Genomic DNA, 22,625 nt, shown 5'->3' with positions numbered 1-22,625 from the left:
CAGCCATTCATGGGAATTTTCTCGTTCGGCAAGAAAGACGACGACGCGCCCCCGCGGCGCGGCGGTCGCACCGGGACCTCCCGGAACGTGCGCACGGAGCGCATTACTGAACGCGTCGAGCGACGCTCGCGCCGCACCGAGCGTCCGGAATCGGACGCACTGCTCCTCGATCCGACCCTTCCAGAAAAGCAACGCGCGCGCCGTCGCCTCGTCGGCGCGATCGCGCTCGTCGTCGCCGCCGTGATCGTGTTGCCGATGGTGCTCGACTCGCACCCGAAGCCGGTCACGGACGACATCGCCATCGACATTCCGAACCGGCCCGCGCACCAGGCGGTCGCACCGCGCGACGATGACGCGTCCGACGTGCAGGCAGGCGTCGCGCACGACGAACCGCCGGCATCCGATGTCGCCGTTGCGGCTGCACCGGCGCCCGCGCCGAAGGATGCCGACAAGCCGGCCGCGAAACCCGATACCACGAGCACGGCGAGCGTGACGCCGCCGAAGCCCGCGCCGAAACCGGCCGCCCCCGTGGCGAAGCCGGCCGCGCCGAAGCCTGCGCCCGCGCCCGCGGCCGTCGCGCATGCCGACGCCGCCAGCCCGGACAGCAGCGACGCTTCGTCGCCGTCGTCGCCGGCCGGTGCGCGTTTCGCGGTGCAGCTCGGTTCGTTCAAGGACGACGCGACGGCCCGTTCGTGGGCCACCAAATTGAAATCGGCGGGTGTGCCCGCATATGTCGAGCATCGCAAGCAGGCAGACGGCAGCACGGCTACACTGTTGCGTGCGGGCCCGTTCGCGGATCGTGCGGCGGCTTCCGCCGCGATCGCGAAGGTGCGCGAAGCCGGTCTGACGCAGTAACGCACGATGCTGACGGCTTTCGACTACGCTGTATTGGCGGTGATCGCGTTGTCTGCGCTGCGTGGCGCGTGGCGTGGTCTCGTGTCCGAGATTTTCGGGCTGATCGGCTGGATCGCGGCGATCGTGATCGCGGGCCGCTACGTCGGACTGGTCGTGCCGTATATCCCGGCGAACTGGCCGGGTGGTGCGCTGACGCAGTGGGTGATCGCCTTCGCGTTGGTCGTGATCGGCGTGGTGCTGGTCGCCGGCGTGGCGAACGCGCTGCTGTCGCGGATCGCGCAGGCGAGTGGCCTGGGCGGCGTCGACCGCTCGCTGGGCATGATGTTCGGGCTCGTCCGCGGCTGCGTGCTGGTGGTGCTGCTGGTCGCGGCGGCGGGGCTGACCGAGCTGCCCAAACAGGAATTCTGGCGCAATGCGCTATTGCGTCCTTTCGCCGAACAGGGCGTGCACGAGCTGAAGCAGCTCCTGCCCGACGGCATGGCCCAGTACGTACGCGTGTGACGACGCGGCCGGGCAGGACGGAACCGATTTTGTCATTCTGAAGGACATGCCATGTGCGGCATCGTAGGCGTTATCTCCCAATCCCCGGTCAACCAGCTGATCTATGACAGCCTGCTGCTCCTGCAGCATCGCGGTCAGGACGCGGCGGGCATCGCGACGGCGGACGGCAGCAATTTCCACATGTACAAGGCGAACGGCATGGTGCGCGACGTGTTCCGCACGCGCAACATGCGCAGCCTGCCCGGCACCTACGGCATCGGCCAGGTGCGCTACCCGACCGCCGGCTCGGCGTCGAGCGAAGCCGAGGCGCAACCGTTCTACGTGAACGCGCCGTTCGGGATCATCCTCGCGCACAACGGCAACCTGACGAACTGGCAGCAACTGAAGGACGAGATGTTCCGGATCGACCGCCGGCACATCAACACCAATTCCGACAGCGAAGTGCTGCTCAACGTGTTCGCACACGAGCTGCAACTGTCGACCACGGGCCTCGAGCTCGATCCGGCCTCGGTGTTCAAGGCCGTCTCGGGCGTGCATCGCCGCCTGCAGGGCTCGTATGCGATCGTGTCGCTGATCGCCGGCTACGGCCTGCTCGCGTTCCGCGATCCGTTCGGCATCCGCCCGCTGTGCATCGGCAAGCTCGAGACCGAAAACGGCACCGAATGGATGGTCGCATCGGAGTCGGTGGCCGTCGAAGGCATCGGTTTCGAATTCGTCCGCGACGTGCAGCCGGGCGAAGCGATCTTCATCGATCCGGCCGGCAACTTCCACAGCCAGCAGTGCGCGGAGCAGCCGACGCTGAATCCGTGCATGTTCGAATACGTGTACCTCGCGCGTCCGGATTCGTGTCTCGATGGCGTGCCGGTCTACAACGTGCGCCTGCGCATGGGCGACTATCTCGCCGAGAAGATCAAGCGCGAGCTGCCGAACGTGCCGATCGACGTCGTGATGCCGATTCCCGATTCGTCGCGCCCGGCTGCGATGCAGGTCGCCGCGAAGCTCGGCGTCGAGTATCGCGAAGGTTTCTTCAAGAACCGCTACGTCGGCCGTACCTTCATCATGCCGGGCCAGGCCGTGCGCAAGAAGTCGGTGCGCCAGAAGCTCAATGCGATGAGCATCGAGTTCAAGGACAAGAACGTGCTGATCGTCGACGATTCGATCGTGCGCGGCACGACCTCGCATGAAATCGTGCAGATGGCGCGCGATGCGGGCGCGAAGTCGGTGATCTTCGCGTCGGCCGCGCCGCCCGTGAAGTTCCCGAACGTGTACGGCATCGACATGCCGACGCGCGGCGAACTGGTCGCCCATGGCCGCACCGACGAAGAAGTCGCGAAGATCATCGGCGCCGACCACCTGATCTATCAGGACGTCGACGACCTGCGCCGCGCGGTGCGCGACATCAACCCGAAGCTTGAACGCTTCGAGGCGTCGTGCTTCGACGGCAACTACATCACCGGCGACGTGACGCCCGAGTATCTCGATGCGATCGAGCGCGCGCGCCTCACGCCGGCATCGCAGGCCGATCGCGACACGGCCGGCGACACCGAACGCTCGCAGATGAACCTGCAGTTGTCGGTCGAGTGACACCGGCGCACGCTTTTGACGAAGCGTGATAGGATGTGGCCTTGCGTCGATTTGATATCAGCTTGCGGACGCGGGGCGACTTCCCAAAACAGCTAAAGCGAAGGCCGGTGGCAACCGGCCCGAGTCGATCGCTGTCGTACCGCACCGAAGCCCGCTGATGCCGACGCATAGCGGGCTTTTTGTTTTGGCCTGGTTTTGACTGGGTTCGCGCCACCCGCGCGACCATCGAATACGGAAAACGGAACATGGACGACTCCCTCAACTTCGACACGCTTGCCGTGCGCGCGGGCACGCTGCGCAGCGACTTCAACGAGCACTCGGAAGCGCTGTTCCTCACGTCGAGCTTCTGCTTCCAGAGCGCGGCCGACGCGGCCGAGCGCTTCGCGAATTCGGAAGACTACTTCACCTATTCGCGCTTCACGAACCCGACCGTCACGATGTTCCAGGAGCGTCTCGCGGCGCTCGAGGGCGGCGAGGCGTGCATCGCGACGGCGTCGGGGATGGCCGCGATCATGTCGGTCGTGATGGCCGCGCTGCAGGCCGGCGACCACCTCGTCAGCTCGCGCAGCCTGTTCGGCTCGACGCTCGGGATGTTCTCGCAGATCTTCAGCAAGTTCGGGATCACGACGACCTTCGTCGACCCGACCGACCTGAACGCATGGAAGGAAGCCGTGCGTCCGGAAACGAAGATGTTTTTCCTCGAGACGCCGTCGAACCCGCTGACCGAACTCGCGGACATCGAGGCGATCGGCAAGATCGCGAAGGCATCGAATGCGCTGTTCGTCGTCGACAACTGTTTCTGCAGCCCGGTGCTGCAGCAGCCGCTGAAGCTCGGCGCGGATGTCGTGATGCACTCGGCGACGAAATTCCTCGACGGGCAGGGCCGCGTGCTCGGCGGCGCGCTGGTCGGCTCGAAGGAATTCATCATGGGCAAGGTGTTCCCGTTCGTGCGCAGCGCGGGCCCGACGCTGTCGGCGTTCAACGCGTGGGTGCTGCTGAAGGGGATGGAGACGCTGTCGCTGCGCGTCGAGAAGCAATCGGCGAATGCGCTGGAAATCGCACGCTGGCTCGATACGCATCCGGCGGTTGCGCGCGTGTTTCACCCGGGCCTCGAGTCGCATCCGCAGCACGAACTCGCGAAGCGTCAGCAGAAGGCGGGAGGGTCGATCCTGTCGTTCGAGCTGAAGGGCGACACGCCCGAGCAGCAGCGCGCGAATGCGTGGCGCGTGATCGACAACACGAAGCTGATCTCGATCACCGGCAACCTCGGCGATACGCGCACGACCATTACGCATCCGGCGACGACCACACACGGCCGCATCACGCCGGAAGCACGCGCGGCGGCAGGGATCAGCGAAGGGCTGATCCGGTTGTCGGTCGGCCTCGAAGACGCGGGCGACCTGCGCAAGGATCTCGCGCGCGGGCTGGAAGGCTGAGCGCGGCACGTCACGCATGTCGTGACGTGATTTGACGTGACACATGGACGAAGGGCCGGTCGCTTGCGTGACCGGCCCTTCGTTTTGGTGTCGATGCAAATCGCCCGGCTTACCCGGCGGGATGCCCGTCCGCATGCGCGTCGTTGCGCATCGCCTCCACCATCCATCGCAGCGTTTCGTCGAGCGGCGTGACGGGCAGCTCGCCCACCGCGCGCCGCAGCTTGTCGCGCGACCCGCTCAGGCGCTTCACCTCGTTGTGCCGCACGAAACGCGGATCGATCGTCACGTCGATCACGTAACCGGCGATGCGCGACAGCATCGCCAGCACTTCCTTCAGCGAATACGCGCGCTCCGAGCAGACGTTGAACGTCTCGCCGGCCGGTGCGGCCTCGACCAGCTTCAGGTACGCGGCCGTCACGTCGCGCACGTCGGAGAAATCGCGGCTCACGTCGAGATTGCCGAGCGAGATGCGCGGTGCGTTGCGCGCGTAGTGCGCGACGAGCTTCGGCAGCAGGTACGCATCGCTCTGGCCGACGCCCGTGTAGTTGAACGGCCGCGCGATCACGATCGGCAGCCGGTCGGCCCACAGCTTCGCCGCGTATTCCATCGCGAGCTTGCTGACCGCGTAGTCGTTCGCCGGGGCCGGGGCGACGGTTTCGTCGAGCACGCCGGCCGTCGAGTTGCCGTAGATGTTCGCGCTGCTGGCGAGCAGCACGGCCGACGGGCGGCGGTCGAGGCCCGCGAGCGCGGCCAGCAGGTTGCGCGTGCCGACGATGTTGACCGCGTAAGTTTGCGACGGCTCGTCCTGCGCGACGTGCGCGCGGGCGGCGAGATGCACGACCGCATCGGGCCGCGCGTCGGCGGCCGCCGCGCGCATCGCATCCGCATCGAGCAGGTCGACGGGCAGCAGCGTGCAGTGCGCGAAAGCCGGATCGTCGGGCCGTGCCGTGCCGGGCGCGACCGTGCCCCAGACCTCATAGCCGGCCGCCTGCAGGCGTTCGGCCATGTAGCGGCCGGTGAAGCCCGTCAGGCCGGTGACGAATGCACGGCGCGACGGGCGTCCGGCTTCAGAACGTGTCATGGTGTTGATTCCGCGTCAAATCCGCTTCGACCATCATCTGGCAAAGTTGTTCTAGCGTCGTCTTCGGTTCCCAGCCGAGTTTGGCTTTAGCCTTGTCCGCGCAGCCGATCAGCAGGTCGACCTCGGCAGGGCGGTAGAACTTCGGATTCACTTCCACGAGCACATTGCCGGTCGCCGCGTCGAGGCCGCGCTCCTGCTCGCCCTTGCCGGTCCACTCGATCTGATAGCCAGCCGCCGCGAACGCCATCCGCACGAAGTCGCGCACGGTTTCGGTCCGGTTGGTTGCCAGCACATAGGTATCGGGTTCGTCGGCCTGCAGCATGCGCCACATGCCTTCGACGTACTCGAGTGCGAAGCCCCAGTCGCGCTTCGCGTCGAGGTTGCCGAGCTCGAGGCGGGTCGCCTTGCCGAGCTTGATCTTCGCGATGGTGTCGGTGATCTTGCGCGTGACGAACTCGCGACCGCGCAGCGGCGACTCGTGGTTGAACAGGATGCCGCTGCTGCCGAACAGGCCGTACGACTCGCGGTAGTTCACCGTCATCCAGTGCGCGTACAGCTTCGCGACGCCGTACGGGCTGCGCGGATAGAACGAGGTCGCTTCCGTCTGCGGAATCGACTGCACCTTGCCGAACATCTCGGAGGTCGACGCCTGGTAGAAGCGCGTCTTCGGGCTCACGACGCGGATCGCCTCGAGCAGGTTCAACGGACCCAGGCCGGTCACTTCGGCGGTCGTCGCCGGCTGGTCGAACGACACGCCGACGAAGCTCTGCGCGGCGAGGTTGTACAGCTCGTCGGGCTGCGTGCGTTCGAGCAGGCGCAGGCTCGAGCCGGCGTCGGTCAGGTCGTGCTCGACGAGCGTGAGATTCGGGTGCGTGTCGACGCCGAGCTCGGCGATGCGCCAGAAATTCACCGAGCTGGTGCGGCGGTAGGTGCCGGTGACTTCATAGCCCTTGTCGAGCAGCAGCTTGGTCAGATAGGCGCCGTCTTGCCCCGAGATCCCGGTGATGATGGCCTTCTTGCGAGTTTGGCTCATGACGTTGTCCTGGTAGAAACGATGGATGATGAAATTCAGGCGGTCGTGCCGGCGGCGGCCGGCAGCGCGCGGCGTGCGGGGCCGCGCGTCAGGCGCCGTTCGAAGCCGTACCAGCTCACGGTCGCGTACGCGAGCGTGATCGCGAGCGCCAGCGCGGCCGTGACGAAGCGGTTCAGGTGCAGCGGCCACAGCGCGTACAGCACGCTGAGGTGGATCAGGTACACGGTGTAGCTGACGGTGCCGACGTAGACGAGCATCGGGTTCGTCAGCACGCGCTGCACGAGGCCGCGGCCGCGCAGCGCGATCACGACGATCGACGTGCACAGCAGCAGCGAGATGCTGTAGAGCGCGGCATTCGACAGCGGCGTGTTCGCGGCGCGAAAGCGCGGGAACGACAGGTGCAGCCAGCCGAGGATCGCGAGCGATACGAGCGCGCCGACGATCGCGAGCGGATAGAACGGCTCGAGCGCGCGCCGGTCGCGGCGCAGCACGATCGCGAGCAGCGCGCCCGCGGCGAGCAGGTCCATGCGGAACGGCGTCAGGTAGTAGATCGGCCAGAACGAGTCGAACCACGGCGTCGCGATCGCGCGCAGCACCGGGGCCGCGACGATCAGCGCGGCGGCGACCCACAGCAGCGCGCGCTCCGAGCACCACAGCACGACGAACGGCCAGAAGATATAGAACTGCTCCTCGACCGCGAGTGACCACAGCACGTTCAGGCTGTCATGGCCGATGCTGCCGAGCGACAGCCCGATGTTGGTCGAGAAGAACGCGAACCACGGCCAGTGCGGCAGCCAGCCCGCGCCGAACAGGAGCGTCGACACCACCAGCAGCAGCACGTACGGCGGCAGGATGCGACGCACGCGGCGTGCGTAGAAGTGGCTGAAGTACGACTGCCCGCGCGCCTTGCGATCGAGCAGGATGCCGGTGATCAGCAGCCCGCTCAGCACGAAGAACAGGTCGACGCCCATCCAGAGCGGCGCCTTCAGCGCGTGCTGCAGGAACACGGCGCCCACCGCGATCGCGCGCAGCCCGTCGAGCTGAACGATGCGGCCGTGTTGCGGCGGGGTGAGGTCCGCGGGTCGCGAGATGCCCGTCATCGCGCCGCTCCTTCGCGACGCGCGGCGTGAGCCGGGGCGTGTCGCACATCCGATGCGTAAACGTGAACGTAATGCATGCCATTAAATGAAATATCGAATCGAAATCGATTCTAGGGAAAAGAAATCGGCAAAAAAACGCGCGTCATTTATCTGACGGCAAATATTCAAATGCCGATTATTCCTGTCGCGGGATGAAAGGTCGGCGCCCGGGCGGCCCCGTCAGGCGGTGGAAGGCGGCATTTTCTACGGGACGGAAACCGAAGGGCGGTCGTTATTGCCGCTTTCGGGCGCCTTTTCGGCTCTGTTCCGGTTCGATATTTCGGGCGGAAACATCCCCAAATATTTCCAAATTTCTTGTGATTATTTTTGCTTGTAACCTGCATCGCGACGTTTGAAACCCATTTAGCGACAGGGTGCGCTGGCGGCAGTCCTTGCGGCGGCCCGGTCGCTGTTGCATCAAGTATGGAGAAGCGCATTGCGACGTCTGATTCTGGTAGGCATGACGGTATGCGTGACGCTGCTGACGAGCGCCGCACCGGCCGAAACGGTGTTGCCCGCGACGACGTCGTGGATCGGCAATACGTTCGGCTATGGCGACGGCAGCTGGACGCAGATCGACATCCGCGCGATCGCGGTGACGCCTGAAGGCAAGGTGTATACGAATGCGCCGTGGGACGAGAGCGGGGCCGAGGCGAGCGTCTACCAGGACGGGAAGATGCTCGGCTTCGCCGGCGGCACGCACGGCTGGGGCAACCTCGGCGGCAGCGCGATCGCGGTGAACAGCAAGTACGCGTATGTCGCGATCGGTGTCGGCAACGAGCGCGGCCACCTGCAGTCGCCCGGCATCTGGCCGGACAAGGGCAAGCAGTGGTTCGGCATCTCGCGTCGCACGATCGGCGACCTGAAGCAGCCCGCGCCGTTCCGTGCGGCGCCGCAGGTCGCGCCGGGCGGCCGCGCGGACACCGGCCGCGCGCGGATGGCCGCGAGCTTCATGATGATGAACGAGGTCGCGGCGCCCGCGCGCTCGGAAGTGGGCGAGCAGAAGGCGGAAGTCGGCGGCCTCGCGGCCGACGACAAGACGCTGTTCGCGACGAATCCGTCGCGCGACGCGGTGAACGTGTACGACGCGGAGACCATGCAGCAGAAGGGCACGTGGAGCGCACACGAGCCGGGCCGCCTCGCGCTCGCGGGCGACGGCACGCTGTGGCTGCTCACGGATACGCTCAACGGGCCCGCGCACCTCGTGCACGTGCGCGCGGACGGCCGCAAGCTCGACGACGCGCCCGCGCTGCCGGAAGGCACCGACGCGGTGGACGTGGCCGTCGACGCGAAAGGGCGCGTGCTGGTGGCGGACAACGGCCCGCGCCAGCAGATCCTGATCTTCTCGAAAGGCGGCAAGGGCTATGCGCCGTCGGGCACGCTCGGCGAGCGCGGCGGCATCTTCGCGGGCCCGGTGCCGGGCCGGCCGGGGCCGCAGCGTTTCAACGGGCTGACGGGCGTCGGGGTCGACCGCGCGGGCAACATCTACGTGTCGATGAATGGCATCGGGCCGCGCCACGACACGATCGGCGCGGGGCTCGGCGCGGTGCTCGAAAGCTACACGCCGGACGGCAAGCAGCGCTGGCAGGTGCAGGGGCTGCTGTTCGTCGACGGCGCGTGGCTCGACCCGGCGCGGCCGAACAGCGTGTACACGGGCAACAAGCGCTTCGAGCTCGACCTGTCGAAACCGCCGGGCCAGGACTGGAAATACGTCGGCTTCCTGTCGAACCGCTTCAAGTATCCGGACGATCCCGTGTTCCACACGGACCAGTATCCCGGCATGCCGTTCGCACGGCGCCTCGACGGCCGCACGTTCCTGTACCTGACCGACATGTACGCCGATCACCTGAAGATCTACCGCTTCGACGCGAAGCGCGACGGCGAGGTCGCGATTCCGTCGGGCCTGATCGCGGGGCGTGCGCGACCGGTCGACAAGGTGCCGAACAAGCCGCCGGGCGGCGACTGGCTGTGGCGCGACGCGAACGGCAACGGCCGGATCGATGCCGACGAGGCCGAGATCAACACGACGGGCAAGGCGAAGGCGGGCGGCTGGGGCTGGTGGGTCGACACGAAGGGCGACATCTGGCGCACCAGCGACGTGCGCGGCATCCACCGCTTCCAGTACGGCGGCGTCGACAAGGCCGGCAACCCGATCTACTCGTACGACAAGGTCACGACCTATCCGATGCCGCAGCCGTTCACGCAGTTGCGCCGTGCGATCTACGAGCCGCAGACCGACACGCTGTACGTGACCGGCTACACGGCCGACGCGCCGCCGCAGCCGGGCATCAACAAGGAAGTGGGGCGCGTGCTGATCCGCTTCGACAAGTGGTCGACGGGTTCGCCGGTCGTGCGTTACCAGGTCGCGCTGCCGTGGCAGCTCGACGCGAAGCCGATCTTCGACCTGATCGGGCTCACGGCCGAGGGCCGCTACCTGTTCGGGGTGGAGCCGGTCGGCAAGATCCACGTGTACGACAAGGAAACCGGCAAGGAAGTGGGCGTGATGAGCCCGGGCGCCGAGGTCGGCAAGGCCTCCGGCTGGGTCGACGTGCCGTTCGGCATCAGCGCGTTCCGGCGCGAGAACGGCGAGTACCTCGTGTTCGTCGAGGAAGACGCACGCGGCAAGGTGCTGATGTATCGCTGGAAACCGTGACGGGCGACGTCACACAAGGCAGAAGCATGGACAAAGGCATACTCAAGAACGTTTCGATCAACTTCATCGGGCTGATCCTGCCGACCTTCGTGTCGCTGGTGACGGTGCCCGCCTATATCCACGCGCTCGGCGTCGAACGCTACGGCGTCGTCAGCCTCGTGTGGACGCTGATCGGCTATTTCGGGATCCTCGATCTCGGGATGAGCATGGCCGCGCAGAACCACATCTCGAAGGCGCTCGCGAGCGGCAACGCCGACGAAAGCGCGCGCGTGTTCTGGAGCGCGTTCTGGCTGAATCTCGGCACCGGCATCGTCGGCGGGCTGCTGATCTATTTCGGCGCGTTCGTCTACACCGCGTACTTCACGAAGGTGTCGGCGGCGATGCAGCACGAGGTGTATCTCGCGCTGCCGTGGCTCGCGCTCGCGATTCCGCTGGCGAACGTGTCATGGGTGTTCGCCGGCGCGATCAACGGTGCCGAACGCTTCGGCGTGTTCAACACGAACCAGACGATCGGCACGTTCCTGTTCCAGCTGCTGCCGCTCGGCGCCGCATGGTGGATCGCGCCGAACCTGCAGACGGTGCTCGCGGCAGCGGTCGTCGCGCGGCTGATCGCGGCGGTGATGCTCGGCCAGGCCAGCATCAAGGTGCTCGGGATCCGGCGCATCGATCCGCCGCAGTGGGGCACCGCGAAAGGGCTGTTCAACTTCGGCGGCTGGATGCTGATCGCGAGCACGACGAGCATGATCGCCGACACGCTCGACCGCGTGATGCTCGGCGCCGGCATGGGCGCGAAGTTCGTCACTTATTACACGGTGCCGCAGAACCTCGTCACGCGCCTGAACATGCTGCCGAACGCGCTGGTGCGCACGCTGTTCCCGCGCCTGTCGGCGGTGGGCCGCGACCATGCGGACACGCTCGCGCGCCAGTCGCTCGAATTCCTGAACGGCGTGTTCACGCCGGTCGGCATCGTCGCGATCTTCGCGCTCGCGCCGTTCCTCACGCTGTGGGTGGGCGCGGATCTCGCCGCGCATTCGGCGCCGGTCGGCCGCGTGCTGGTGATCAGCGTGTGGCTCGTCGGCCAGGCGAGCGTCACGCGGATCCTGATCCAGTCGCAGGTCAACCCGGCCCGCGCGGCGTTCGCCGGGCTCGTCGAGATGCCGTTCTTCGTCGGCGGCCTGTGGTTCGGCATCCATCACTTCGGGCTGATCGGCGCGGCGGTGGTCGTCGCGGCGCGCGCGCTCGTCGACTACGGCGTGCTGCTGTACCTATCGGCGATCCGGATGCGCGCGATCGTGCTCGACATGCTCGCGCACCTGGCCTTCCTGCTCGCGAGCCTGTTCCTGGCGCAGGCGTGGTCGGGGCTCGTCGAGTCGATCGGCATGTGCGCGGTCGTGCTGCTGTTGAATGTTGCGTGGTCGCTCACGATGACACCGGGGCTGCGTGCGCTGGTGCGCGACCTGTTCGTCCGTCTCAATGCGAGGAGAACCGTTTGACGTTCTCCGCTGCCTAGAGGCAGCGGATTCCCACACCTGGCGATGCACGTCCGCATCGGAGAATGTTCAACGCCGCATTGGTATCACGATCATGTACGACACCACAGCTACTACATGTCCATTCCCTTATTCGCAGTCCCGCGATACCTTTCGGCCGCGTCGTGCTATCTCTCGATCCGCACGCCGAACAGGACTGGGTAGAACCGCTTTCGTCGACTTCCTCGAACGTGGCTCCGTGCGTGATCGCCTTGTAGCGGAGCTTGTTTCGGAAGGACGACCAGGACGCGTCGTAGACGCTCTTCGCCATTCTGGTTCTGGCGAGCTTGGCAGCCGACACGTTGCCGACAGCGATGTAATCGAAACGCCGCACCAGATCGAGCGCGAGCTTGTTCTGGAAGTCGGCACGGGCATTCGCGACCTTGGCGTGCAGCTTCGCGATATGCCGTTTGTGTTTTCGCGCCCGTTGCGCTTGCGCGAGCTTCTCGGCCGCGCGTTGGCCGAACTGATCGTTAGGCAGCTTCTCGCCCGTCGAAAGTGTGGCGAAGTCTTTCAGACCAAGATCGATGCCGACGCCGGAACGGATCGGGCGCGCCTGAACATCGGGCATCTCGATCACGATGTTGAGAAACCAGTTGCCGCGCGCATCCTGCGCAAAGTTGGTGCCGTCCTTGATCTTGCCTTCAGGAAGCGACCTGCTATTGAACACACGAAAGGTGTTGCTGGCGAAGCGAAACGCGTCGCCTTCGCGTTTAAGATCGCGGCCTTTCAGCGGCACCCAGCCCAGCGATTTCTTGCCGCGATAACGCAGGTAAGGCCGACGGTGTTGGCTGCGCGACTTCGCGTATTGCTCGCACGTTGCGTTGACGGTGCCCGAGTGGATGCCGAGTTCCTTGCTGGCACCGGTCGTCAACACGTTCAGGTCGAAACCCGTCGGCCACTTCTTGCACCACTTGAGCGCGTGCTTTTGCGTGTCGTTGCAGAAGTTCCAGACGTAGTTCACTGCGCGGCTTTGCTTGTTAAGCAGTCCGTTGAGCGACTTAACCCGGTAGCGATAGACAAGGATCATGCCGGCCATCCTAGCCTGCAGACCAAGCTGGCTGTCAAGGACACACCTGTCCTCCCCGCCGTCAATGGCACCGTTTCTTGGAGCGACTGATGAATCGCGATCTGGCGGAACACGCCGTATTGAATCTCGCCACCGCCGATGCGGCCGTGGCCGAAGCGGGCGACGCCGCCGCGCTGCGCCGGGCGCTGCCGGCCGAACGGGCCAGCGCGCGCCATCCGACGCGCGCGCTGCGCGTGGCGATCGTCCACGACTGGCTCGTCACCTATGCGGGTGCCGAACGCGTGCTCGAGCAGATCGTCGCGTGCTTTCCCGACGCGGACCTGTTCAGCCTCGTCGATTTCCTCGACGATCGCGCGTTCGTGCGCGGCAAGCCGGTGACGACGTCGTTCATCCAGAAGCTGCCGTTCGCGCGCACCAAGTACCGCAGCTACCTGCCGCTGATGCCGCTCGCGATCGAGCAGCTCGACGTGTCGGAGTACGACCTGGTGATCTCGAGCAGCCATGCAGTCGCGAAAGGCGTGCTGACGGGTCCGGACCAGGTGCACATCAGCTACGTGCATTCGCCGATCCGCTATGCGTGGGATCTGCAGCACCAGTATCTGGAACAGTCGAACCTCACGCGCGGGCCGAAGTCGCTGCTCGCGCGGATGATCCTGCATTACATCCGCAACTGGGACACGCGCACCGCGAACGCGGTGGACGGTTTCGTCGCGAACTCCGCGTTCATCGCGCGGCGCATCAAGAAGGTCTACCACCGCGACGCGGCGGTGATCTTCCCGCCGGTCGACGTCGACGCGTTTTCGCTGAACGCGGAGAAGGAGGATTTCTACCTGACCGCTTCGCGGATGGTGCCGTACAAGAAGATCGACCTGATCGTCGAAGCCTTTTCGCGCACGCCCGAGCGCAAGCTCGTCGTGATCGGCGACGGCCCCGAGATGCAGAAGATCCGCGCGAAGGCCGGCCCGAACGTCGAGATCATGGGCTACCAGCCGTTCGCGGTGCTGCACGACCGGATGCGGCGCGCGAAGGCGTTCGTATTCGCGGCCGAGGAGGATTTCGGGATCTCGGTGGTCGAGGCGCAGGCGTGCGGCACGCCGGTGATCGCGTACGGCAAGGGCGGCGCGCTCGAAACCGTGCTCGACCCGCAATCGGACCTGAACCCGACCGGGCTGTTCTTCGACGAACAGACGCCGCTCGCGATCGTCGCGGCCGTCGACGATTTCGAGCGTGCGCCGCAGCGCTTCACGCCGACCGCCTGCCGCACGAACGCGGAGCGGTTTTCCGCCGATACGTTCCGGCGGCGTTTCCTCGACTATGTGGAGGCGGCGCTGCCCGGCTCGACCGCGCAGCGCGGTACGGCCATCGCGCCGATGCCGGCCGCGCGCGGCCCGGCGACACTCGTGCTCGACCAGAGCGGCGTGCTCGGCGGCGCCGAGCTGTCGCTGCTCGAGATCATGAAGCACATGCGCGCGAACGCCGACGTCCTGCTGTTCGACGACGGCCCGTTCCGTGCGGCGCTCGACGAGATCGGCGCGCGCGTCGACGTGGTCGACCAGGGCGCGCTCGCGGGCGTGCGCAAGCAGGGCGGCGTGTCGGTCGGGGCGGTGAAACAGCTCGTGCGGCTGGTGCGCGACGTCGCGCGGCGCGCGCGCCGTGCCGAGGTGATCTACGCGAACACGCAGCGCGCGATGGTGGTCGCCGCGCTGGCCGGGCGGCTCGCGCGCAAGCCGGTGGTGTGGCACCTGCGCGACATCGTCAGCACCGACCATTTCGGCAGCAAGCAGTTGCTGGCGATCAAGTACTGCGCGCGGCTCGGCGTCACGCGCGTGATCGCGAACTCCGATGCGTCCGCGCAGGCGTTCCGGGCGCTGACGGGCTTCACGCCGCAGCACGTCGACGTCGTGTTCAACGGCATTTCGGCCGAGCCGTTCGACGCGCTGGAAGGCGTCAGCCAGGCCGCGCTGCGCACGCGCCTCGGGTTGCCCGAAAACGCGTGGCTCGTCGGTTCGTTCAGCCGCCTCGCGCACTGGAAGGGGCAGCACGTGCTGCTGGAAGCCGCCGCGCGGCATCCCGACATGCACGTGGTGCTGGTCGGCGCGCCGCTGTTCGGCGAGGACGAATACGCGGCGCAGCTGCACGAATACGTCGCGCGGCACGGGATGGACGAGCGCGTGCATTTCCTCGGGTTCCAGCGCGACGTGGCCGCCTGCATGACGGCGGTCGACGTCGTCGCGCACACGTCGATCACGCCCGAGCCGTTCGGGCGCGTGATCGTCGAGGGGATGCTCGCGCGCCGGCCGGTCGTCGCGGCCCGTGCGGGCGGCGTCGTCGAGATCATCGAGGACGGCGACAACGGGCTGCTCTGCGCGCCGGGCGACGCGGCCGCGCTGGCCGATGCGCTGGCTGCGCTGAAGCGCGACGGCGCGCTGCGCGAGCGGCTCGTCGCGAGCGGGCGGGCGACGGCGGTGCGCCGGTTCGGCACCGAAACCTACGTGGAGCGGGTCGAGAAGATCCTCGCGGATACGGCGAAGGCCGCGAAGGCGAAGAAGCGGTAAGCGGCGCGAGCCGGCGGGAAACGGGCCCTCATGCGGCGGTGTGCTGCGTGAGGGCTTTGTTTTTCAGCGCCGGGGCATTTGTCGGGCGGGTGGTGGGCAGGTTGTTGTGCGCCGCGTGGGGCGCGTGCTTGGCCGGTCGTTGATTGGGACGGCGCGGTTGGCGACGCGAGAAGGCGACGCCAGAAGGTGACGCCAGAAGGTGACGCCAGAAGGTGACGCCAGAAGGCCGCGCCCAGGCAGTCCCGATGGTGAAAGGCGGTCGAGGGCGGCTCATGCGGGCCGTAGCGCGGCCCGACGCCAAAAGACTACCCACCCCCCGCCAACCCGGCATGCCGGCGCGCTCAGGCCATGAAAAAGCCCCCGCGCAGCGCACCGCCGCGCGAGGGCTCGGGAAAGCGTTCCGGCCGGATCAAACAGCCCGTTCGGGTGCCGTCGTCACGACCCGAGCGGGGCGAGCCGGCTTGAAGCTGGCCGACCACGTCATCGCGGGCCGTTCGAACATCCGGTAGAACACATACGCGACCGGGATCGCGGCGGCCATGAACGCGAACGACGGCCAGATCGACAGCTGCAGCTCGGAATGGAACAGCACCGAGCCGAGGCAGACGAACAGCGGCAGGTGGATCAGGTACAGCGAGTAGCTGAAGTCGCCGAACCAGCTCAGCACGCGCAGCGGCGGCGTCGGGCGCGGAGGACGGGCGAGCGCGCGGTACAGGAAGCACGCGAAGCCGGCCGACCACAGCTGGAACGCGCCGTACTGGCCGAAATGGAACGCGCCGCAGCCGGCGGCCAGCAGCACGGCGGCCGCGCCGTACCACGCGCGCGACGGCACGGCGGCCGCGCCGCGGGCCGGCTGCGCGCGCACGTCGGCGATCCACGCGCCGATCGTCCAGGACAGCCAGTACGACGTGAAGAACTGCAGGTCGTGCCGTTCGAGCAGCCACGCCGACGCGACGTTGACGAGCGCGACCGCGGCCACGACCGCCGGCATGCCGATGCGCCGGCGGATCGCGAACAGCAGCGGGTAGATCGCGTAGAACTGCACTTCGAGCGACAGCGTCCACAGCGCGCCGTTCGACCCGTACGTGTAGCCGGCAACGCCCTGCAGCGAGAACAGGTTCACGAGGAACGCGACGAGGCCGACGTCGCGGATCTTGTGGCTGACGGGCTCGATCTGCAGGCTGACCGAGTCGAGGGCGAGCGTAAACAGCAGCGCGGCGAGCAGCACCGGGTAGATGCGGGCGAACCGGCGCACCCAGAAGTTCGGCGCGTCGAGCCGGTAGGCGGGATCGGCCGCGAGCTTGAGCGCCGCGTTGCGATGGATGCAGTAGCCGCTGATCACGAAGAAGATCGGCACGCCGGCGGAGCCCCACGCGAACGGGAAGGTCAGGTAGCCGGCGATCGCGCCCGGGGTGAGCGCGTGGCCGTAAGCGTGATGGAAGCTTTGCATGCCGACCCAGACGACCTGGCGGCAGTGGAAATAGGCGACGAGCAGCGCCGCGAAGCCGCGCATCGCGTCGATCACGTGTTCCTTGTGATCGGCGACGGGCGGCGCGGTCAGAGACGATCCGCTGAAAGCTTGCATGCGATTCGATTCCTTGCGACGGATGGACGGGAAGTTTCATCCAATCGTAATGCGCAAGAATTCGATCAATGAATAAAAAAATCTCGCCGGGAAATATCGCAATTCCACATCATGGTTTTATCGCGATCAGAAAGCGGTTCCGCGAGGCGGGTCAATTATTTACCGATTTTTTTCTGATAGTTTGAAGCTCCAGTTGATTGATGCAAGGAGCGGCAAGATGGACATGCATTGGATCGCGAGCGCTGCAGTACTGCTGGTCATGGCCGTGCTGTCGGCGTACCGTGAGGCGCTGAAGAACGAACCGATTCGCCCGGGTCTCGAACGGGGCGGCGTGCCCTATATCGAGGAATTTGAATCGTAAGAATTTGTATCTGGAAAATCGGTAATTTGTTTCTGCCTCGGCACTCGGTTCGGCAATATCGACCGGGTTGAAAGGATTATATTTTTTCCGGAATCATTGGGCAATCAGTCCATATCGAAAATGAGCGGAGTCGAATTGGCAGTACCGTCGATTCTCGATATGCCGTTCGGAACACAATCGCGCCGGGTCGCTGGTCGACGCGGCGCAGTCAACGCAATCAGGATGTGAACATGTTGAAAGTCACCAAGGCCGTGTTCCCCGTCGCCGGTCTCGGCACGCGGTTCCTCCCGGCAACGAAGGCGAGCCCGAAGGAAATGTTGCCCGTCGTCGACAAGCCGCTGATCCAGTACGCGGTCGAGGAAGCGATCAACGCAGGTATCACCGAGATGATCTTCGTCACCGGGCGCAGCAAGCGCGCGATCGAGGATCACTTCGACAAGTCCTACGAGATCGAGGCCGAGCTCGAGGCGCGCGGCAAGGAAAAGCTGCTCGAACTGGTGCGCGGCATCAAGCCGAGCCACGTGAACTGCTTCTACGTGCGCCAGCCGGAAGCGCTCGGCCTCGGCCACGCGGTGCTGTGCGCGGAGAAGCTGGTGCACGGCGAGCCGTTCGCGGTGATTCTCGCCGACGACCTGCTGCACGGCGAACAGCCGGTGCTCAAGCAGCTCGTCGACGTGTTCGACCACTATCACAGCTCGGTGATCGGGGTCGAGACGATCCCGCGCGAGGACAGCCGCTCGTACGGCGTCGTCGAAGGCCGCGAATGGGAAGAGGACATCATCAAGCTGTCGGGCATCATCGAGAAGCCGGCGCCGGAAGATGCGCCGTCGAATCTCGGCGTGGTCGGCCGCTACGTGTTCATGCCGACGATCTTCGATCACCTGCGCAAGCTCAAGCCGGGCGCCGGCGGCGAGCTGCAGCTGACCGATGCGGTCCAGTCGCTGCTCGCGAACGAGCAGGTGCTCGCGTATCGCTACTACGGCACGCGCTTCGACTGCGGCAGCAAGATCGGCTATCTCAAGGCCACCGTCGAGCTCGCGCTCCAGCATCCGGAAGTGAGCCGCGAATTCGAGGCCTACCTGCGTACCTGCTTGCCCGCGCTGGCTGCTGTCGCCTAAGCAGCCGCGCGCTCCGTTGTTTCAGGTGGTGGTTGTTCCGTTGGCCCCGGCCGCTCGCGCGCCGGGGCTTTTTTGCGTGTGCGGGTGCACCGTTGCGCGATCACTGCGCGTGCGGTCGGTGTGGGTGTCGTGGCGGATCGGCTTCAGGATCGGGGCTGCGTGCGGAGCGGGGCGCGCCGACGAGCGCGGACGTCACGGCTGAAACCGGTGCCGCGACGGGCGCCCGGATGACAGGATCGGCGGTTCGATTGCGCGATGCGCATCGACGTTCGTGACCGCATCGGTTTTGCCGGCGCCGGTCGATGACGCGACGGCTCGAGTGTTGAGCGTCAGCGCCGGGATGTGGCGTGAAGCACCGCTTCCCCGCTCGGCCGTTGCCGCGTCCGTGCCGTGTTCAACGCGCCGACGTGCTCGGCCGTGCGACGAAATACCGGGCCAGCATCGCGGCGACCGGCTTCTTGAAATCGAGCAGCCGCTTTTCCAGATAGCGCCACGACAGGTGCGCGAGCAGCACGGCGAGCGCGAACTGCAGCATCTCGGGTAGCGTGTCGCGGACGATTTCAGGGATGGCCACGTGCCCGACGTGCGCCGGCAGCACGCCGAAACGCGCCGGAATCAGGTTGTGGAACAGGTAGAAGCCGTAGCTGATCGTGCCGAGATAGGCGAGCGGCGCCCAGTCGAGCAGCGCCACGACCGGATGCTCGGGTTCGCTGACGATCCACAGCAGCAGCGCGCCGAGCGATGCGGACAGGCCGAGATCCGCGAGCCCCGCGAGCGCGTCGGGCAGGGGCATGCAGGCAGGCAGCACGAGGAAGAACACGACGCCGGCCGCGCCGAGCCAGCCGGGCGGAACGCGGCGCACGGCGGCCGCGCCGCGATCGGCGAGCGCCATCGCGCCGACGCCGCCGAGCGCGATCAGCGCGAAATTCCACGGGGAAAACGCATAGATCAGCACCGGCGACGCGTCGCACAGGTAGAGCGCGAGATGCGCGAGCGCGCACAGTGCGATGGCTCCGATGCCGAGCGCGACGTGTCGCGCGGCGGGCACCGCGAGCAGCGCGAGCGGCGCGATCAGATAGAACTGCTGTTCAACCGCGAGGCTCCAGAAGTGCGACGTGGAGCCTGGCCAGCCGTCCTTGACGGCGCCGATCCAGTAATTCGACAGGAACGCCGCGTGCCACGCGAGCCCGAGATTGACGCCGCGCTGGTAGAACAGCGCGTGCGCGATCGCGAGCGCGGCGAGCAGCAGGTAATAGACGGGAAAGATCCGCAGCGCGCGTTTTGCGAGGAACAGCGCGAGCGCGTGGCGGCGCGTCATGGTGTCGCGCTCGACCGCCTGGCGGTTGCGATGCAGCTCGCCGACGATCAGGAATCCGCTGATGAGGAAAAACGTCCACACGCCAAGCTTGCCGACGTCGACGGCAAGGACGTGGCCCTTGTGGGACAGGAAAACGAGGATGACGGCGAGGGCTCGCAGGCCGTCGAGTCCTTTGACGTATCTGGCTTCGCGCATGGAGGCATCCGGGCATTGAGCGAGCCCAGTATAGGTGCGCAAATATCGAACGTAATTCGCATTCGGGTGCCTACGTGAAGGCGTTTTTTGATGCTGGAGCGTCGATGAAATCGGTCGCATGCAAAAAAACCTGCGGGAAACCCCGCGAAAACGCATAAAAGTACTGCACGAAGCGTCAAGGCGCTTGTAGAATCCGGCGTTGAAGCGCGCGCGTTGCACGCTTCGTGTATCCAACGACCACACCTGGTAGGAGAAACATGGCGACTTCCGCAAAAAAGGTGGCCAAGAAGGCTGCCGCACCGGCCACCAAGAAAGTGGCTGCCAAAAAGGCTGCGCCCGCGAAGAAAGTAGTGGCCAAGAAGGTTGTCGCGAAGGCGGCACCGGCCGCTCCGACGCCGCTGAAGGACAAGTTCACGAAGGCATCGCTCGCAACGCACATCGCTGAGCGCGCAGCTGTCGAAGTGAAGGCTGTCAAGGCAGTGCTCGTCGCACTCGAGAACGTCGTGCTGGGCTCGGTCCACAAGAAGGGCGCGGGCGAGTTCACGCTGCCGGGTCTGCTGAAGATCACGGCGCAAGTCGTGCCGGCGAAGAAGAAGCGCTTCGGCAAGGATCCGTTCACGGGCGAAGAGCGTTGGTTCCCGGCGAAGCCGGCCAGCGTGCGCGTGAAGGCACGTGCGCTGAAGAAGCTGAAGGACGCGGCAGCGTAATGCTGCGCAGCGGCTGCCGAATGCATGTCGGCAGCCGCTGCGATGTCCGACGATCCCCGCACGCGAAAGCGTGCGGGGATTTTTATTGCGCTGCGCAAATCGTGCGGCAGCGAAGCAGCGAAATGGCGGAAGGCCCGGTTCGACGCGTGACGCACGATCGAAGACGCGCCGCGCACGCGCGATGACGAACGGCAATCCGCCGCGCGCTTGCAGCAGATCCGCCGCTGCCCGTCGCGCGCGCTGTGCCGGTTGCGTGCGCATCGCGAGGCACGTGCATCGTGACTGAATGCATTCCCGACGAAATCGCAGCCCAGGTCACCGCCGCGTGCGGCACGATCGAGCGGCATCTCGGCGCGACGCTCACGGCAATCCATCTGTTCGGATCGGCGCTCGACGGCGGACTGAAGCCGCGTAGTGACATCGACCTGCTGGTGACGGTGTCGACCCGGCCGGACGAATCGACACGGCACGCACTGATGCTCGACCTGCTGGCCTTATCGGCGCCGCCTGGTCGCGCCGGCGGCATGCGTGCACTGGAAGTGACCGTCGTCGCACACGATGCGGTCGTGCCGTGGCGTCATCCGGCGCGTCGCGAACTGCAGTTCGGCGAGTGGCTGCGTCACGAGCTCGAGGCCGGCATCGTCGAACCGGCGCGTGTCGATCACGATCTGGCGATCCTGTTGACGAAGGTGCGGCAGCACAGTGTCGTGCTGGTTGGCGCGCCGGCGGCGGTGCTTTTCGAGCAAGTGCCCGCACGGGATTTTGTCGCCGCGCTACTGGCGACGGTCGCGCAGTGGAATGCCGAACCGGACTGGCGCGGCGACGCGTGCAACGTGGTGCTCGCGCTCGCGCGCATCTGGTACAGCGCCGCGACCGGCAGGATCGCGCCTAAGGACGTCGCGGCGACATGGGTTCTGGAACGCTTGCCGCAAGCCTGCCGGCCGGTCGTCGCGGCGGCGCGTGCCGCCTATCTCGGCGGCGAGGAAGACGCGGCGATCCTGTCGGGCGAACCCCTTGCCGCATTCATCGGCTACGCGCGGCGAACGGTCGAGTCGATGCTGTCGACGTAGCGGCGGATGCCGCGCGCGTGGCCGGCTTGGCGGCGACGCCGATGAAGATTCTCTGCAATGGCGCGGCAGTCGCACGCGCATGCGGTCGAGCCGGATGCCTGTCGGCGACCCGGCGCGTCATCGCGCATGCGCCGTGCGACGTGCTGCTTCGTCAGCCCGCCGTGCCGGCGTAGGCGGCCTTCAATGCGGCGTCGTCGAGCTTGATCATCTGCATCATCGCGGCGGCCACGCGCGTGGCCTTGACCGTGTCCCGGTCGGACACCATCGGGATCAGCGTTTCCGGAACGATTTGCCACGACACGCCGTAGCGGTCTCTCAGCCAGCCGCAGGCGTCGGCCGTGCCGCCGTTGTCGAGCAGGGCATGCCAGTAGCGGTCGAGTTCCGCCTGGTCGGCGCAGCTGACCAGCAGCGAGATCGCGTGGTTGAACGTATCGGTGCGCGGATGGCTCATCGCGAAGAACGGTTGCCCGAACAGCTCGAACTCGACCATCCGCGTGCCGTCGGTGCCGGGCACCGTCGTGACGCGCACGACGCGCGAATCCGGAAAGATGCCCGCATAGAAGGCGGCGGCTTCTTCCGCTTCCGCCGCGTACCAGAGGAAAGGCGTGATCTTCTGAATCGTCATGGCGTATCTCCTGTATGAATGGGGCGATGCGCGAACTGCGTGCCGCCATCGAGACGACGGATGACGATTGCCGAAATCGACACGCGTCGGCACATTGCGATCGCACCGGACGAGCGGTGCCGGCAGTGCGGATGGTAGTCGCCCGGCGGACGGATGGCGACCGGCGCGGCGCTTCGCAAACGGTGTTCCCGGCGCTTTGCAGCCGCCAGGCGCCGCTGCTGGCCGGCAGGCATGGGTCGGCCCGGGTTCC

18 protein-coding genes are annotated in these 22,625 nt (G+C 66.4%); 11 read left to right on the top strand and 7 right to left on the bottom strand.

The features are described 5' to 3' along the window. The first annotated feature begins 9 nt into the window (after positions 1–9). The 4 genes from G3N98_RS03340 (at position 10) to G3N98_RS03325 (ending at position 4,376) form a co-directional block, all read left to right on the top strand. Positions 10–855, top strand: coding sequence for an SPOR domain-containing protein (locus G3N98_RS03340; protein WP_206147218.1), 846 nt, complete (start codon positions 10–12; stop codon positions 853–855). Between the two features lie 6 nt (positions 856–861). Further along, entirely contained in the window at positions 862–1,356 is a 495-nt protein-coding gene (locus G3N98_RS03335; RefSeq protein ID WP_089474487.1) for a CvpA family protein, read from the top strand. Between the two features lie 51 nt (positions 1,357–1,407). Continuing rightward, positions 1,408–2,940, top strand: a complete 1,533-nt coding sequence (purF, locus tag G3N98_RS03330) for an amidophosphoribosyltransferase (protein ID WP_089427935.1) — start codon at positions 1,408–1,410, stop codon at positions 2,938–2,940. Positions 2,941–3,185: 245 nt separating this feature from the next. Beyond that, positions 3,186–4,376 (top strand): O-succinylhomoserine sulfhydrylase, encoded by a 1,191-nt coding sequence (locus tag G3N98_RS03325; protein ID WP_175237071.1) that lies wholly within the window; start codon positions 3,186–3,188, stop codon positions 4,374–4,376. Between the two features lie 109 nt (positions 4,377–4,485). On the opposite strand, the gene G3N98_RS03320 is transcribed toward G3N98_RS03325, so the two are convergent. The 3 genes from G3N98_RS03320 to G3N98_RS03310 are packed head-to-tail and all read right to left on the bottom strand — an operon-like array spanning position 4,486 to position 7,590. After that, positions 4,486–5,457, bottom strand: coding sequence for an NAD-dependent epimerase/dehydratase family protein (locus tag G3N98_RS03320; protein WP_089427933.1), 972 nt, complete (start codon positions 5,455–5,457; stop codon positions 4,486–4,488). Further along, positions 5,444–6,490, bottom strand: a complete 1,047-nt coding sequence (gene gmd / locus G3N98_RS03315; RefSeq protein WP_089427932.1) for a GDP-mannose 4,6-dehydratase — start codon at positions 6,488–6,490, stop codon at positions 5,444–5,446. Before gmd ends, G3N98_RS03320 begins: the two co-directional genes overlap by 14 nt. A 35-nt stretch (positions 6,491–6,525) precedes the next feature. After that, positions 6,526–7,590: an acyltransferase gene (locus tag G3N98_RS03310; RefSeq protein ID WP_089474490.1), complete on the bottom strand. Its 1,065-nt coding sequence runs from the start codon at positions 7,588–7,590 to the stop codon at positions 6,526–6,528. Positions 7,591–8,089: 499 nt separating this feature from the next. Here G3N98_RS03310 and G3N98_RS03305 point away from each other — a divergent pair, with 499 nt between their 5' ends. Continuing rightward, positions 8,090–10,282 carry a hypothetical protein gene (locus G3N98_RS03305; RefSeq protein ID WP_174972103.1) on the top strand — a complete coding sequence of 731 codons (2,193 nt, stop codon included), beginning with the start codon at positions 8,090–8,092 and terminating at the stop codon, positions 10,280–10,282. A 26-nt stretch (positions 10,283–10,308) separates the two neighbouring features. After that, a complete protein-coding gene (locus tag G3N98_RS03300) occupies positions 10,309–11,775 on the top strand; it encodes a flippase (protein WP_206147217.1) in 1,467 nt (488 codons plus the stop codon). A gap of 13 nt (positions 11,776–11,788) precedes the next feature. Here G3N98_RS03300 and G3N98_RS03295 read toward each other — a convergent pair whose 3' ends face one another. Next, positions 11,789–12,841, bottom strand: a complete 1,053-nt coding sequence (locus G3N98_RS03295) for an RNA-guided endonuclease TnpB family protein (protein ID WP_206147216.1) — start codon at positions 12,839–12,841, stop codon at positions 11,789–11,791. A gap of 89 nt (positions 12,842–12,930) precedes the next feature. Here G3N98_RS03295 and G3N98_RS03290 point away from each other — a divergent pair, with 89 nt between their 5' ends. Beyond that, positions 12,931–15,396, top strand: a complete 2,466-nt coding sequence (locus G3N98_RS03290; RefSeq protein ID WP_206147215.1) for a glycosyltransferase family 4 protein — start codon at positions 12,931–12,933, stop codon at positions 15,394–15,396. Positions 15,397–15,805: 409 nt separating this feature from the next. Here the strand turns inward: G3N98_RS03290 and G3N98_RS03285 are convergent, their stop codons facing one another. Next, positions 15,806–16,981 (bottom strand): acyltransferase, encoded by a 1,176-nt coding sequence (locus G3N98_RS03285; protein WP_206147214.1) that lies wholly within the window; start codon positions 16,979–16,981, stop codon positions 15,806–15,808. A gap of 217 nt (positions 16,982–17,198) precedes the next feature. On the opposite strand from G3N98_RS03285, the gene G3N98_RS03280 reads away from it, so the two are divergent. Further along, entirely contained in the window at positions 17,199–17,342 is a 144-nt protein-coding gene (locus tag G3N98_RS03280; protein ID WP_006479318.1) for a hypothetical protein, read from the top strand. A gap of 230 nt (positions 17,343–17,572) precedes the next feature. Then, positions 17,573–18,460: a UTP--glucose-1-phosphate uridylyltransferase GalU gene (galU, locus tag G3N98_RS03275; RefSeq protein WP_011548079.1), complete on the top strand. Its 888-nt coding sequence runs from the start codon at positions 17,573–17,575 to the stop codon at positions 18,458–18,460. 394 nt (positions 18,461–18,854) lie between these two features. On the opposite strand, the gene G3N98_RS03270 is transcribed toward galU, so the two are convergent. Continuing rightward, on the bottom strand, positions 18,855–19,973 hold the full coding sequence (locus G3N98_RS03270) for an acyltransferase (RefSeq protein ID WP_089474495.1): 1,119 nt from the start codon (positions 19,971–19,973) through the stop codon (positions 18,855–18,857). A 257-nt stretch (positions 19,974–20,230) separates the two neighbouring features. Here G3N98_RS03270 and G3N98_RS03265 point away from each other — a divergent pair, with 257 nt between their 5' ends. Both G3N98_RS03265 and G3N98_RS03260 read left to right on the top strand, forming a co-directional pair. After that, positions 20,231–20,680, top strand: a complete 450-nt coding sequence (locus G3N98_RS03265; RefSeq protein ID WP_011355701.1) for an HU family DNA-binding protein — start codon at positions 20,231–20,233, stop codon at positions 20,678–20,680. Positions 20,681–20,958: 278 nt separating this feature from the next. Next, positions 20,959–21,750 carry an AadA family aminoglycoside 3''-O-nucleotidyltransferase gene (locus G3N98_RS03260; protein ID WP_206147213.1) on the top strand — a complete coding sequence of 264 codons (792 nt, stop codon included), beginning with the start codon at positions 20,959–20,961 and terminating at the stop codon, positions 21,748–21,750. A gap of 151 nt (positions 21,751–21,901) precedes the next feature. Here G3N98_RS03260 and G3N98_RS03255 read toward each other — a convergent pair whose 3' ends face one another. Next, the gene (locus G3N98_RS03255; RefSeq protein WP_089427924.1) at positions 21,902–22,375 is read right to left on the bottom strand and encodes a VOC family protein; all 474 of its coding nucleotides are present in this window, start codon (positions 22,373–22,375) and stop codon (positions 21,902–21,904) included. Positions 22,376–22,625 lie beyond the last annotated feature (250 nt).

The organism is Burkholderia sp. Tr-20390 (assembly GCF_017104595.1).
GTDB lineage: Bacteria > Pseudomonadota > Gammaproteobacteria > Burkholderiales > Burkholderiaceae > Burkholderia.
This window is presented reverse-complemented; position numbering and strand designations above follow the sequence as displayed.

Coding starts and splice junctions, on each gene's coding strand:
- G3N98_RS03310 (WP_089474490.1), bottom strand. CDS start 7,590: ATGACGGGCATCTCGCGACCCGCGGACCTCACCCCGCCGCAACACGGC.
- G3N98_RS03270 (WP_089474495.1), bottom strand. CDS start 19,973: ATGCGCGAAGCCAGATACGTCAAAGGACTCGACGGCCTGCGAGCCCTC.
- G3N98_RS03325 (WP_175237071.1), top strand. CDS start 3,186: ATGGACGACTCCCTCAACTTCGACACGCTTGCCGTGCGCGCGGGCACG.
- galU (WP_011548079.1), top strand. CDS start 17,573: ATGTTGAAAGTCACCAAGGCCGTGTTCCCCGTCGCCGGTCTCGGCACG.
- G3N98_RS03280 (WP_006479318.1), top strand. CDS start 17,199: ATGGACATGCATTGGATCGCGAGCGCTGCAGTACTGCTGGTCATGGCC.
- G3N98_RS03340 (WP_206147218.1), top strand. CDS start 10: ATGGGAATTTTCTCGTTCGGCAAGAAAGACGACGACGCGCCCCCGCGG.
- G3N98_RS03300 (WP_206147217.1), top strand. CDS start 10,309: ATGGACAAAGGCATACTCAAGAACGTTTCGATCAACTTCATCGGGCTG.
- G3N98_RS03255 (WP_089427924.1), bottom strand. CDS start 22,375: ATGACGATTCAGAAGATCACGCCTTTCCTCTGGTACGCGGCGGAAGCG.
- purF (WP_089427935.1), top strand. CDS start 1,408: ATGTGCGGCATCGTAGGCGTTATCTCCCAATCCCCGGTCAACCAGCTG.
- G3N98_RS03265 (WP_011355701.1), top strand. CDS start 20,231: ATGGCGACTTCCGCAAAAAAGGTGGCCAAGAAGGCTGCCGCACCGGCC.
- G3N98_RS03320 (WP_089427933.1), bottom strand. CDS start 5,457: ATGACACGTTCTGAAGCCGGACGCCCGTCGCGCCGTGCATTCGTCACC.
- G3N98_RS03335 (WP_089474487.1), top strand. CDS start 862: ATGCTGACGGCTTTCGACTACGCTGTATTGGCGGTGATCGCGTTGTCT.
- G3N98_RS03285 (WP_206147214.1), bottom strand. CDS start 16,981: ATGCAAGCTTTCAGCGGATCGTCTCTGACCGCGCCGCCCGTCGCCGAT.
- G3N98_RS03295 (WP_206147216.1), bottom strand. CDS start 12,841: ATGATCCTTGTCTATCGCTACCGGGTTAAGTCGCTCAACGGACTGCTT.
- gmd (WP_089427932.1), bottom strand. CDS start 6,490: ATGAGCCAAACTCGCAAGAAGGCCATCATCACCGGGATCTCGGGGCAA.
- G3N98_RS03305 (WP_174972103.1), top strand. CDS start 8,090: ATGACGGTATGCGTGACGCTGCTGACGAGCGCCGCACCGGCCGAAACG.
- G3N98_RS03290 (WP_206147215.1), top strand. CDS start 12,931: ATGAATCGCGATCTGGCGGAACACGCCGTATTGAATCTCGCCACCGCC.